The 13,600-nt window shown below is 45.4% G+C and carries 8 protein-coding genes; 4 read left to right on the forward strand and 4 right to left on the reverse strand.

Going from position 1 to position 13,600, the window contains the following annotated elements; genetic code table 11:
- Positions 1-145: 145 nt before the first annotated feature.
- On the reverse strand, positions 146-577 hold the full coding sequence (locus tag AAA943_RS17585; protein WP_338225597.1) for a hypothetical protein: 432 nt from the start codon (positions 575-577) through the stop codon (positions 146-148).
- A 1,143-nt stretch (positions 578-1,720) separates the two neighbouring features.
- Here AAA943_RS17585 and AAA943_RS17590 point away from each other — a divergent pair.
- The 4 genes from AAA943_RS17590 to AAA943_RS17605 all read left to right on the forward strand — a co-directional run bounded on the left by AAA943_RS17590 (position 1,721) and on the right by AAA943_RS17605 (position 5,269).
- Entirely contained in the window at positions 1,721-2,149 is a 429-nt protein-coding gene (locus AAA943_RS17590) for a hypothetical protein (RefSeq protein WP_338225598.1), read from the forward strand.
- 209 nt (positions 2,150-2,358) lie between these two features.
- On the forward strand, positions 2,359-3,060 hold the full coding sequence (locus AAA943_RS17595; RefSeq protein WP_338225599.1) for a DUF6843 domain-containing protein: 702 nt from the start codon (positions 2,359-2,361) through the stop codon (positions 3,058-3,060).
- Between the two features lie 866 nt (positions 3,061-3,926).
- Positions 3,927-4,529 (forward strand): fibrobacter succinogenes major paralogous domain-containing protein, encoded by a 603-nt coding sequence (locus AAA943_RS17600; protein ID WP_338225600.1) that lies wholly within the window; start codon positions 3,927-3,929, stop codon positions 4,527-4,529.
- 161 nt (positions 4,530-4,690) lie between these two features.
- Complete coding sequence (locus AAA943_RS17605; protein ID WP_338225601.1) at positions 4,691-5,269, forward strand: YdeI/OmpD-associated family protein; 579 nt, start codon at positions 4,691-4,693, stop codon at positions 5,267-5,269.
- 502 nt (positions 5,270-5,771) lie between these two features.
- On the opposite strand, the gene AAA943_RS17610 is transcribed toward AAA943_RS17605, so the two are convergent.
- The 3 genes from AAA943_RS17610 to pta all read right to left on the reverse strand — a co-directional run bounded on the left by AAA943_RS17610 (position 5,772) and on the right by pta (position 13,460).
- On the reverse strand, positions 5,772-8,846 hold the full coding sequence (locus tag AAA943_RS17610; protein WP_338225602.1) for an AsmA-like C-terminal region-containing protein: 3,075 nt from the start codon (positions 8,844-8,846) through the stop codon (positions 5,772-5,774).
- Between the two features lie 1,158 nt (positions 8,847-10,004).
- On the reverse strand, positions 10,005-11,201 hold the full coding sequence (locus AAA943_RS17615; RefSeq protein WP_338225603.1) for an acetate/propionate family kinase: 1,197 nt from the start codon (positions 11,199-11,201) through the stop codon (positions 10,005-10,007).
- Between the two features lie 168 nt (positions 11,202-11,369).
- Positions 11,370-13,460, reverse strand: a complete 2,091-nt coding sequence (pta, locus tag AAA943_RS17620) for a phosphate acetyltransferase (RefSeq protein WP_338225604.1) — start codon at positions 13,458-13,460, stop codon at positions 11,370-11,372.
- Between the last annotated feature and the right edge of the window lie 140 nt (positions 13,461-13,600).

Below are 13,600 nucleotides of genomic sequence, written 5' to 3' on the forward strand. Positions count from 1 at the left end.
CCTTTTCTACGCTTGTGTAGTTTTCCGTTAATCTGGATCGGTGCACGCAGCCATTTTCGGATAAGCCTCAGGGTGGTCGGGCATTTCACCCGCTGGTAGATCAATTGAAGTAAAACCGAATGGTCCACTTCGTCAAAGAATCCTTTCAGGTCGATATCCACAATGTCCTGGTAGCCATCATTCCTGCCTGTCGGCAGACAGGGATGTTTTTCAGGGCTTGTGTTAGAGCCTTATGGATGTTCTTTTCGGGACGGAAGCCATAGCTGTGATCTTCGAATGTGAGTTCATATTTTGTCATCAGTACTTGGCTTACCGCCTGTTGGAGCCATCTGTCTACCACTGTGGGAACTCCAAGTAATCTGGTCTTTCCATTACTCTTGGGAATTTCCACTCCCTTGATAGGTTTGGGTACATAACTATGGTTGAGGATGGAGGTCAGAAGGCTGTTCCTATTGCTTTCCAGAAAGGAAAACAGTTCGGTGACCATCATATCGTCCACACCTGCCGAGCCTTTGTTCTGCACCACCTTTCGGTAGGCTTTGAAGAGGTTCTTACGGTTAAGTACTTGTTCTATCATTATTAAAACTGGTAACCCTCCCCTGCATTCCGGCCCTTCGCTAAAATCTTCCACAGGAAGATTTATTAACGCTCAGTCCTGCTTAGGAAAAGGCTATTCCGCAGGACGGAACTCCTCATCGAATTTGGACGTAATCCAATGTTCAGTCCTTCGCCAGTTTCATGAGGCCTCCATAGTTCTTATGGCTCGTTTCTGCTAGCTACTATGACCTCTGCTGACTTCTCTTGAATGTTCTCGACATCCAGAGATCTCCCCAGGTAAGAGCATATTCCTTCCCCCAATCTCCACTGGATCTACCAGGCAGGCACTTGATGGTTCCCCACCCTTGGGACGTCAGTATGCTGTGCTACCTTATCCGACCTGTCAGGCCTCCTTATCCAGTTCCTGTTCGTTGGAACCGGGGTTTGCAGGCTCGCTTCCTTCAGTGCATGCCTTACGACAAACCACCTTGCGACTTGCTAATGCTTCAGGGCGTTACCCCCGCGCATAAGGGACTTTCACCCTCTGGAATAATTTGATATCTTCGATATCAGATGCCCATGCTGGGCACACACAAACACTAAAATAAATATGCGAACTGTGCCCTTTGATTTGATAGTTCAAAAGAGAAACTTTTGTGCTTCTAACAACTGAGGCGCATACTCATTTTAGTTGGACGTTGGGTGTAATTTAAAATGAAAAGGAACACATTCTTTTGCATATTTCTCATTGTAGGTATAGTAGTTTGTGAGACTAGCACGAATTCTTATCCCCAAAAAGAATACGTAATACAAGCATTTGACTCAATTGCAAAGTATTCGCTCTATAAGAAAACATTCAATTTTGACTCTCTTTAGAATGAAATATTAACACAAATTTCAGATTCCACACCGCAAAATGAAATTCACACTAAGCTCGAATATGCTCTAAGAATTATAGACAAACACAGCTACATCATCCGTAAGGAAAAATGGAAGATGATGAGGGACGGGAAAAACCCAGAAGTCCTTAAGAACCCCCCACCCGGGAATAGTAAAGCCAATTAGGACTAGGCGTATCCCGACAGCTGTACGGGAGCAACTACGCCTTTCTACCAACAAATTTGTAATTTGCTTCAATTAGAAAATTTTATTCACGGGAGAAGCCATCAGATATAAAAATCAAATGAAGATAACGCTAACAATTATACATACACTGATATGGATTTCTTTCTTTGGGCAAATTGGACAATCGGGTTTGTCATTTGACGGACTATATGAGACAAAGTGCTTTATTGAAGAAGATGACGATGAGGGATCGCAATTTTATTTACGGTTTTATCCAGACGGAAAAGTTATAAGCGTTGGAACTGACTGCGAAGGAAAATTAGACGAAATAACGGACTGGTTTCACATAAATGCAGGGCAAGTTAGTAAGGGAAATTATGTTGTCACTGGGACAAAAATCAAATTTTCAACAACTGGCCTGACTGGGACTGTTCATTATAAAGGAAGAATTACCGACAATGAAATAAAAATAACCTGGAAAAGTTCTGTAAACGGAGCGAAAGGACGTGACAATTACACGTTTGTTCGATTGACTGGACTGAAGTGAAAAAAAGCAGCTAATCAAATGTATGTGACCATTGCGGGGTGTGGTGTTAATTTGTAATTTCGGTTTCAAATAAGGTTCGGTCACGGAATACAGCTTCGGAGTAGTCGGATAAATCAGTCATTCCTCTTTCATTTGCCATCCAAGCCCTCAACGGCACATAATTAAACGGACAAAGTCCATTTTAAAATGTAGTAAAAAGGAATACTTAATTGAAAGATAAAAAATACATCTTTGGACTTACACTAATTATCCTCACCTTTTTGGTGTCAATAATCCCATTCTTAATAATTCAGGTTTTTCCTTTCTTTTTCATAGGTATTGGGTTTGTCTGGTTTAGTAGGGTAAAGGTTTTAACCAAGGTAATTTGCACAGTTTTGCCAGTAATACTTTGGTTTCCTTTTTTTAATTTATTTCTTTTTAGTACAAGCTTATTTTATAAGGAGACTGCTCAAAAGATTGATTTTAATTTTCCAGAGAATTTTGAGGGTAAAGCAATAGTTGTTCAACAAATTTCTTGTGGACAAGAGGTTTCAAAGAAAAATGGAAGGGAACAGTTAAATTTCCCTGAAAATGGAATTTTATTATATCAAGGCAGCATAGAAAAAACAGGATATAGAAACCACCATTTTTATTACATATCAAAAGGCGGAAGCAGAACGAAAATTGATGAAATAGATTACTACTCTGTTTTATTACAAGAGGATTCAATTAAAAGCGCACGAAGTTCAGAGATAGGTGCTTGGTATAAGGGCACAATTAGGGAAACAGACTCCCTGCCCTATGAAGTGACTGAGTATGAATTGGTGGAAATGTTCGTTTATTCCTTAAGCAATATGGAGAATTTCCTAAGTTTGGAATATAACAAAACGGTCGATAGTCTTATATATGAATCAATTAGGAGATGTAAATAAAGTAATTGAGCCCCTCTTGGAGTAGTAAAGTCAGTCAGGACTAGGCATAGTGTGCAATTACGCCTTCATATCATTAAGAATTTGCAATTCGCTAAACCCCACTGGGAGTAGTAAAGCCAAATAGAACTTGGCTTAGTACCCCCCATTGGAGTAGAAAAGGCAGTTAGGACTAGGCGTATCCCGACAGCTGTACGGGAGCAACTACGCCTTCATATCATTAAGAATTTGCAATTCTCTCAATCCTGAAATTCCCCTTACGTGCGGGACACTGGACTTCCCAGTTCATCGGGACCGGTTCATTGAATTGTAGGTAGTGGGAAGGCATTATTTCGTAACTTTTATTTGAACTTAGGAGGATAAGCCATAAGGAGCTTTTCACAAAAAAACTGAAATTAGCAATCAATGGGATATAAGGACATTTGCCTGACTTGTAGAAAAGCTTTCAGTAGAGGCACGGATTTCACAATACCAAGTTCTTCGAAATGTCCCGAATGCGGTGGACCAAGTATCACAGTAAGTCACCTTTTTCAACCACCAAAAAAGACAGAATTAAAAAAATGGAAAGTGGTTGAGTATTTAATCGAAAATGGATTTCGATACGATCATGCATTTAAAAAGGAGGATTCTCAGTATTATGGACGTTTTCCTGAAACCATGAAAGAGGCCATAGAATTTGTAAAGTATCAAAAGGAAAAATGATAAAGCCTGTTTCCAAACATCGCCTCGCCCGAACACAAAGCCAAAAACCATCACCTCCACCCCATTCCCCCAAAAACAAATACGGCAAATGACTTATAGCCTGATCAGGAATTGAGGGTTTATTTTGGATCAAAAATTCAGCATAGTCGTTCGAATTGATGAATCCGATGTCCTCCCAAACTGTTTCCGGAAAATACCTGCTGCTAGTATTGTTGACCTTTGCTCCGATTTCTAAGCGGATTTTTGCTCAGGAAATCATCCCGGAGGTCATCATTGGCCATCAGCTGTGGATGGGAGAAAACCTAAATGTGCACACCTTCCGAAACGGCGACTCCATCCCTCAAGCCCGATCCTACCAAGAATGGGCTCAAGCTGCCCGAAAAAGACAGCCTGCCTGGTGCTATTTTGAAAACAAGGAAGAAAATGGCGTTTCCTACGGCAAGCTCTACAACTACTTTGCGGTTTCCGATCCCAGGGGGTTGGCTCCTGAGGGTTGGCGAATCCCCTCTCAGGCAGATTGGCTGGATTTGATGGTCAGCCTGGGAGGAAAGGACTTGGTAGGAAAATTCCTAAAGCAAGAGTTTGGCTGGAACGAACAGGGCAACGGAACCAATTCCAGTGGCTTTTCAGCTTTGCCGGGGGGGATTTCGGGAGCTTTCCCTACTCAAACTAAACGAAGGCTTTGTGGCAGGAGGAAATTTCGGCTATTGGTGGAGCAGTACCGTGGATTCCCGCACCGAGTCGGTCTGGATCGTGAGTCTGAGCTTTAAAGATGATCGCCTGTTTTCCACCTTTGAGAGTTCATTCTCGGATGGATATTCGGTTCGGTGTATAAAGGACTAGATGAGATTTCTGGCTTTTGTTGATTTTTACCCCCCTCTCAAACACTCCCTCAAGGGAACAGGTTATCCAAGCAATTTAGTCCTGTCCCATGATCCCAACCGATAATTTCCAGAAAGTGGAAGTCACTTCCTCCTCCGAATTGCGCACTTGGCTGGAGCAAAATCACCAACAAAAGGAATCGGTTTGGTTGGTCACTTATCTGAAGGCTGTTCCCGAAAAGTACCTATCCCGAGAAGCTGTTCTGGATGAATTGATCTGCTTTGGCTGGATAGATGGGATTCGCAGGAAGCTGGACGATCGACGGACCATGCAGTTGATTTCTCCCCGGAGGGTGCAGCATTGGGCACAAACCTACAAGGATCGGGCGGCCAAGTTGATCGCTGAGGGAAGGATGCATGAGGCCGGTTTTCGTTCTATTGACTATTCGAAGCAAGTCGGTCTTTGGGATTTTATGGACGATGTGGATCGTCTGGAAGTGCCGAGGGATCTGCAGGATGGATTAGACCAAATCCCCGGAGCGAGTGATTTTTTTCATGGGATCAATGATTCGAGCAAGCGATTTGTGCTCCGTTGGCTTAAGCTCGCCAAGACCGAAAAGACCAGAAAGGCAAGAATTCAGCAGCTTGCCGAGTTGTCTGGGCGGGGGGAGAAATTGAAAGGGAGTTAAGGGTTTTTACCTTTTCTCCTAACCGGGGCAAAGGCACCTTAATATCCTAAACTTCCTCAATGGTTTAAAAATGATTTTACCTTCTCCGTTTCGCTGGCGATCGGCATCCTTTTCCAAATCGAAAATTATGCGCCAGCGAGGGATGATTTTGGGGTTGAACCTTTATCCAAGGGTTGAACCCTTGGCTGATATAGGACGCTCCGTTGGAGCTGCTATCACTATAAATCTAAACTCCGTTTCGCTGGCGATCTACGTCCTTTTCCAAATCGAAAATTATGCGCCAGCGAGGGATGATTTTGGGGTTCCATCTTTAACCATAGGTTGAACCCTTGGCTGAAATAGGACGCTCCGTTGGAGCTGGTATCACCATAAAATCTAAATTTCCAATATTAAAGCCAATTCAAAATTGGTTTGGATATTAGGGTGAAGTTGCAATCTTCGGCCAGCACTAGTTAATTCCCCTGACTAAAACAAAACTCTCCGATAGGGCTGATATTTCTCTTTACTTCCTACCCAACTTGATGTCATAGTTGTCCGGTGTGCCTGTCATCCGAAGGTTTACAAAGCGCACCCTGCGGTCCTCCGCCCTGCTGACGATGGCATCTTCCTGATACGGATCGATTTCGTTGCGATTTCTTCCACCAAACAAGGCCCGAAAACCCACTTGGGTGACCATACCGAGCGGAACACTTATCAGGTAATCCATCGTCAGATCCAAACCTTGCTTGCCGGACAATTCGATAAATCCCAAAGAGGAGTTGATATCCATCTTGGGAATAAAGAGGGTTCCATTTTTGAGTTCGAACGTATTACTGAGTGTATCAAACCTCACCCGGTTCAGATTTTTGTCTGCAAAATAGGACGACATGGCCTGCATGGGCGCAAAGTTGATCAAACTGCCATCATACACCCTCAGCTCCATTTTGGCTTCCGATTGATCCAAAATCGGAGTCAAGTCTGGGTAAACCTTGAATTTGCTGCTGATATTTCCGGAAATTCTTCCTTTCAGATTTTCATTGATCAAGTAATCCTGCCCAAAATTCTCCACCTTGAACAGCAGCCGATCGATGTCCATTTTTTCCGCCTTCAGGTCAGAATAAAAGTAAATATTCTCGGGGTCGGAACCGTTGAAATAGCCCTTCATTCCCAAACTCCCGTCGGCCACATTCATGGAAAGCGAATCCAGATAAAGCATATGACCGGGATCGGTTCGGGCCTGCAGGCGGATTTTCTCCAACCAATAGGTATGGTATTTCAACTTCCCGATCTCCGCGGCAAATCGCATTTCTGAAAAAGGCAGGGAAAAAATATTGAAGGCTTCCTGGTGATTCGTGTCTTTTTCGAAGCCCTCAAATCCTAACAAGGCATCCAAATCCAAGGCTTTTGCCCGAAGTCGAAATTCATTTTTCTTTTCGGTGCTGTCTTTTTCCTTTTTATACAAAAGATCGACCCTAAAGTCTGATTCGCCCATTTTCCCTCCAAAATCCCTTACATCCAGCCAACCGTTTTCCCAGTGTACCCGACCGGAGAAAGACTCCAGCTTCAGAGGATGGAGACTCAGTTTTCCCTTAAACTGCTCCAGATTAAGATCCATGGATTGAAGCCCGTTTTGGTAGTTGAGGTCAATCTTGGCTTTCAGGCTGAGGTTCTGAAGGGTCTCATCCCGATAGGATGCCGGTAGGTAATTCACCCCGTCGTAGGTCAGCAGATCGTTGACCCGAATCTGTCTGGAAATCAAATCGAGGGTAAAGCTCGATTTCCCTGACAGTTCTTCCCGAAACCACTTTCGGTAGTTTTCCACCTTGCCGGTAAAGAGGAAATCGGTCTGATCCACCTCTCCTTTAAAATCCCGAATGCTCAAATCATTCGCCCCAATCAGCACATCGGCATGAAAATCATGAAGGACATGGGGGAATTTCTCCAGCTTCATATACAGATCATCAATTAAAAAATTCCCCTTGGGCAGGTAGTCAAACCCAAACAAATCCTTGGCAATGGCATCAAAAGAAAGACTGACGGAAAGATCATGGACTATCTCTAGCGAGGAACTGTCCCCCAACACATCTTTCAGATCAAATAGCGTCGAATTGAGCTTCAACTTCGCCTCCACCGGCTCGTCCAACCGATGAAAGATGGCCGGAAAATCGCTCAGACTTCCCGACAAACTCAAATCGGAAGAGCCAATTCCCATATCAAACCGCTCAAGACTTAAGGCACCGTCTTTTAGGATTGCCCGAACATCCATTTTTTTAATCGGCTTAGCCAATCCTGGCAAAGAAAAGCTGAGATTGGAAAGAATCAGCTCGCTTTGAACGCTCTCTTTGAGCTGAATCAGGTCGGCCCGATCCATGGAGACGTCCTGAAGCTCATCAAAATCCATAGAAAGCTTGATCTCTCCAGAAATCCCCTCAAAACCCTCCAAGTCAAAAAACTCCCCCACAAAATCCAAGTCAAGCGCTGCAAGCATATTGATTTTGACATGGGGATCTTCAAAGTTTTTGATAATCAGATTGGCTTGAAAATCGCCTTTTCCGGGTTTTGCTTTGAAATTTTGTAAATGAAACTCCGAACTTCGAAGGCTCCGTTCTGCCCCGTTGGTGAAAAATCCGGTAAATCGAAGCTCGTCCAGTTTTTGGGCATTGGCTGTCTTTAGGAAAAAAGCATCCTCACACCCAAATTCAATAGTGATAGCCGGCATCTCCCCTTCACCGGCTTTTCCCAAGATAGATCCACGGAAAAAAACATCGCCCTGATTTTGATACTGCTTCAGCCCATCGGCCAATTCTTTGGGCAAGAAAGCTCCCAACAAATTAAAATCAGGCTTTCTCCCTTCGACTTTCAGGTTTAAATCCATCCCTGCATCCAGCACGGCCACTTTTCCTGCCAGTTCGAAATCAGCCTCCTCGAGTTCCAGTTGGGACTTATTCACCTGAAGCTCGCGGGATTCACTATCATAAACCAAGTCAAGTTTCAGCCCGGTTTTTTTCTGACTGAGAAAAGTTGGAAGACCTTTGGAAAGCACATCCAAGTCCATTCGGGTATCCAAACCTACCCGATAAACCGAATCCCGAAAGCTGATCGAGGCAGTGAGCTTTTCCACCTGAAGATCGGTCTCCAAGCTATCGCCAAGGTCCAGATAAGAAGCGAAGAAATCCCCCATTTGGAAGGAAGCCAAATCAAATTCCATCGACTCAGAAGCAAGCGTGTCCGATTCATCCGCCTTGACCAAAGCCTTCATCAGGTTGAGGTTTTGGTCGAGGTCTTTGACTGCGTGAAGATAGCCTCCTGAAATTTTGATTTTTTTGACGGTGTAGTCTCCTTGGAGAAGGTTCCAAAGGTTAAAGCCAAGATAAAAATCATCCACTTGGGCAATCGGTGTGCCTTTGGACTTGTCTTCGAAGAGGCGAAGACCACGTAGGTCAATGGAGATGTAAGGGAAATTCTCGAAAAACTCAGGCTGAGAAGAGTCAATTTGTATTTCTCCTGGGATACTTTGGTTGAAGGACTTCAAGGCACGGGCCACCACAAGCTCCTGATTTTGATCAACATACAGGAACAAGCCAACAATCAAAAGCATGGGCAAAAAAATCAGTCCGAGAAATATTCTTGATTTTCTGATACGCACGGGCAATAAACTTCGGGTTTGAAAAAGAGAAACTCAGTTTGGTGGATAAAGATACAACGGAAAAGTTGTCCAAATGGGACGAGAGGGAAATTGAAAAGGAGTTGAGGTTTTTTATTTATTCCCCAAACCGGGGCAATGTCACCTTAATATCCTAAACTTCCTCAATGGTTAAAAAATGATTTTACCTTCTCCGTTTCGCTGGCGGTCCACGTCCCGTTCCAAATCGAAAATTATGCGCCAGCGAGGGGTGTGAATTTGGGGTTTAATCTATATCCAAGGGTTTCACCCTTGGCTGATATAAGACGCTCCGTTGGAGCTACAATCACCAAAAATCCAAACTCCGTTTCGCTGGCGATCCACGTCCCGTTCCAAATCGAAAATTATGCGCCAGCGAGGGGGGATTTTGGGGTTGAACCTTTATCCAAGGGTTGAACCCTTGGCTGATATAGGACGCTCCGTTGGAGCTGGTATTAACATAAAATCTAAACTCCATTTCGCTGGCGATCCACGTCCTGTTCCAAATCGAAAATTATGCGCCAGCGAGGGGTGATTTTGGGGTTTAACCTATATCCAAGGGTTTCACCCTTGGCTGATATAAAACGCTCCGTTGGAGCTGCTATCACTATAAATCTAAACTCCGTTTCGCTGGCGATCTACGTCCTTTTCCAAATCGAAAACTCTGCGCCAGCGAGGGATGATTTTGGGGTTCCATCTTTAACCAAGGGTTGCACCCTTGGCTGATATAGGACGCTCCGTTGGAGCTGCTATCACTATAAATCTAAACTCCGTTTCGCTGGCGATCCACGTCCCGTTCCAAATCGAAAATTATGCGCGAGCGAGGGATGATTTTGGGATTCAACCTTTAACCAAGGGTTGAACCCTTGGCTGATATAAGACGCTCCGTTGGAGCTACAATCACCAAAAATCTAAACTCCGTTTCGCTGGCGATCTACGTCCCGTTCCAAATCGAAAACTCTGCGCCAGCGAGGGGTGATTTTGGGGTTCCATCTTTAACCAAGGGTTGCACCCTTGGCTGATATAAAACGTTCCGTTGGAGCTTGTTCTACTTGGGACATCGGACTTCAGTCATCGGTCTTTAATCAACTGTCTTCAATCCTCCACTTCAAAACACTGCTTTGCAATCTCCAACTCTTCATTGGTAGGAATAACCAGAATTTGAACGGCTGAAGTCTCGCTTTGGATAGCACGAGGGCCGAAATTGGGCAGCTTGTTCTTTTCTGAATCCAGCTTAATGCCCATAAAATCCATCTTTTCGCAGACCAAGGTTCGGGTGAGCTGGTCATTTTCCCCCACTCCTCCGGTAAAAACAATCGCATCCAGTCCATTCATCGCAGCAGCAAAGGAACCGATATACTTTTTGATCCGGTAGGCATAGAGCTGATAGGCTAAGATGGCTTCGGGCTGCCCCTGATGATACAGCTTGCCGATATCCCGCATATCGCTGTAGCCCGTCAGTCCCAGCATGCCACTCTTTTTGTTAAGCAGAGTATTGACCTCATCCAGGGTATAGCCCAGTTCATTGACCAGGTAAAAAATCACCGATTGATCGATATCCCCGGCACGGGTGCCCATAATCAGCCCATTCATCGGACCCAAACCCATGCTGGTATCCACGCATTTTCCATCCTGAATCGCCGCCATGCTGCAGCCGTTTCCAAGGTGAATGGTAATGAGTTTGCTTGACTTTTTCCCCAAGAGCTCCATCGCCGTTTCCGACACATACTTGTGGCTCGTCCCATGAAATCCATAGGCCCGAATCCCTTCTTTTTCATACAATTCATTGGGAATGGCCATGCGAAAGGCCACAGCGGGCATACTTTGATGGAAAGCAGTGTCAAACACGGCAATCTGTCTGGCCTGAGGAAAGATCGTTTCCGCCACTTCGATGCCCAAGTAATTGGCCGGATTGTGCAAAGGAGCCAAAGGGAAAAGGGACTTGATTTTGGCCTTGATCTCGGGGGTAATCACCTGAGTCGAGGCAAACTTTTCTCCCCCATGCACCACCCGATGGCCTACCACTTCCACCTCCGAAGGATCGGAAATCACGCCTACTTCCTTATCGGTCAGGAGTTGGGCTACGTTTTGAAGCCCTACCGAATGATTGGGAACTGGGATTTCCAGTACTTTTTTCAGTTCTCCTTGCTCCAAAAAGGACTTATGCTCCACTTTGGACCCTTCTAGCCCGATCCGATCCACCAAACCGGAACACAAGACCTTTGCCTCGGGCATGGAAATGAGTTGGTACTTGATCGAGCTGGAGCCGGAATTGATGACGAAGATGTTCATGTTTTGAAAGAGGGAAGACGGAAGAAGGAAGACCGGAGACAGAAGACTGGAGACGGAAGATTTTGCAGAATTATCAATTTTCAATTTTCAAGCTCAATTATCAATTGAACTTCCCTTGAAAATTGGTTTTTGATAATTGCTCATTGAAGATTACTCATTGAAAATTGCTCATTGCTTTTGCGCTTGTATCGCTGTAATCACCACAGTATTGAACACATCCACCACGGTACAGCCACGACTCAGGTCATTCACGGGTTTGTTGAGTCCTTGCAGCATCGGGCCGATGGCGATGGCACCGGTTTCCCGCTGCACGGCTTTGTAGGTATTGTTTCCGGTATTCAGATCGGGGAAAATCAACACACTCGCCTGACCGGCCACCTCGGAATTGGGCAGCTTTTGCCTGCCTACCACGGGATCCACCGCCGCGTCGTATTGAATCGGTCCTTCGATTTTCAGATCCGGTCTTCTGAGTTTGACCAAGTCGGTCGCCTTTCGGACTTTTTCCACTTCTTCTCCTTCCCCCGAAGTCCCGGAGGAATAGGAAAGCATGGCGATTTTGGGTTCTATGCCAAACATCATCGCTGATTCGGCCGAAGAAATGGCAATGTCTGCCAATTGCTCGGAAGTCGGATTGGGTACGACTGCACAGTCCCCGAAGACCGAAACCCGATTGGGAAGGCACATGAAAAAGACCGAGGATACCGTATTCACTCCCGGCTTGGTCTTCACAAACTGTAAGGCCGGACGGATGGTATGCTGAGTCGTATGCACCGCTCCCGAAACCATACCATCTGCATCTCCTCGGAAAACCATCATCGTCCCAAAATAAGACACATCCTGCATCAGGTCACGGGCCATTTCCGGGGTGATTCCCTTGCTTTTCCTTAGCTCGTAAAGCGTTTGGGCATAGGATTCATAGCGATCCGATGCCAGCGGACTTTCGATTGGTATTGCCTCCAAATCCAGAGAAAGATTCAATCTTTTAGCACTTAACTCGATAGCCTCTCGGTTACCCAAAAGAGTCAACTTCACCACGCCCTGCTTGATCAACTGATCTGCTGCCATTAGGATGCGGTCGTCCTCGCCTTCCGGCAAGACAATATGCTTGATGGCTGATTTGGCCCGCTTGACCAATTGATATTGAAACATTCTCGGAGTCAGAACTTCAGAATGGAAGCCAATCAGCTTGTCTGTCAAGGCCTTTTCGTCCACGGCCTCTTCGAAAAGCCGAATGGCAATGGCGATTTTTTCCTTGTCCTCGGCAGCAATTCTTGCCTTGATATTACTCACCTCGGTGACCACTTCGAAGGTGGCTTCTTCCACCTGCAGAATAGGCACCACCGTCTCCAGACCTTCGATCAACTGTACGATGGAATCCTCCGGAAGCATCCCTCCGGAAAGGATGAGGCCGGATATTTTACCGAAGTTTTTGGAAATATTTGCCTGCAAGGCTCCAATGATGATATCTCCCCGATCGCCCGGAGTGATCACCAGCGTATTGTTTTCTACCCGCTGAAGGAAATTTCTCAGCTGCATGGCACCCACGATGGTATGGTCGACCCGGTTGGTCAGGAGCTTTTCTCCCAAAATCACCTTGGCACCCATGGAATCCCTGATTTCCTCCATGGTTGGATTGCTCAGCTCCATGTGAGTGGGGATCGTGCTGATCAGAATGTCTTTGGACAGCACTTCTTGCAATCGGGCTTTGATCTCCCCTTCTTTTCCATGCTCTACCTTGTTGGCCACCAAAGTGAGCACCTGCACCCCTTCGGCCAGAAAAGAGTTGACCGTGGCGATGGCCTGCTCGACGATCTGCATGACCGTCTTTCGGGCACAATTGACGATAATCACCGCAGGAATTCCCAGATTTTTGGCCACCGAGACATTCCCGTCAAATTCCAGGTTGGTAGTAATCCCCGCAAAATCTGTCCCTTCCACCACGACAAAATCTGAGCTTTCCCTGATCCGCTGGAATTTATCGATTATGGTATCGATCAGGGCTGCTTCATTCTTTCGGTTGATTTCTTTAAATGCCCTTTCGATGGTAAAAGCAAACATGTCCTCGTAGGGCAATGCCAGATTAAAATGCTGCTTGATCAGCTCCAATCGTCGATCTCTATGCTCTTTTTGGACCGTGATGATGGGTTTGAAGTAGGCGATTTTATCGGTTTTGGATGCCAAAAGATTAACCAAGCCCAGGGCAAAGATGGATTTTCCTGAAAATGGCTCTGTGGTAGTGAGGTAAACTGCGTTGGTCATGATAAAAGCTGATTGGGAACTCAATGCTTACAAAAATCCGGAAAACTTCCCCCGAAAAGACTGATCAAAGTCAGTTTCCGAAAGGAAAAATATCCGAATTAATTCCGAAAAGACTGCAAATTTCCAAGCCCTAGTTGCAG

The organism is Algoriphagus confluentis, from assembly GCF_036245625.1.
Taxonomy (GTDB): Bacteria; Bacteroidota; Bacteroidia; order Cytophagales; family Cyclobacteriaceae; genus Algoriphagus; species Algoriphagus confluentis.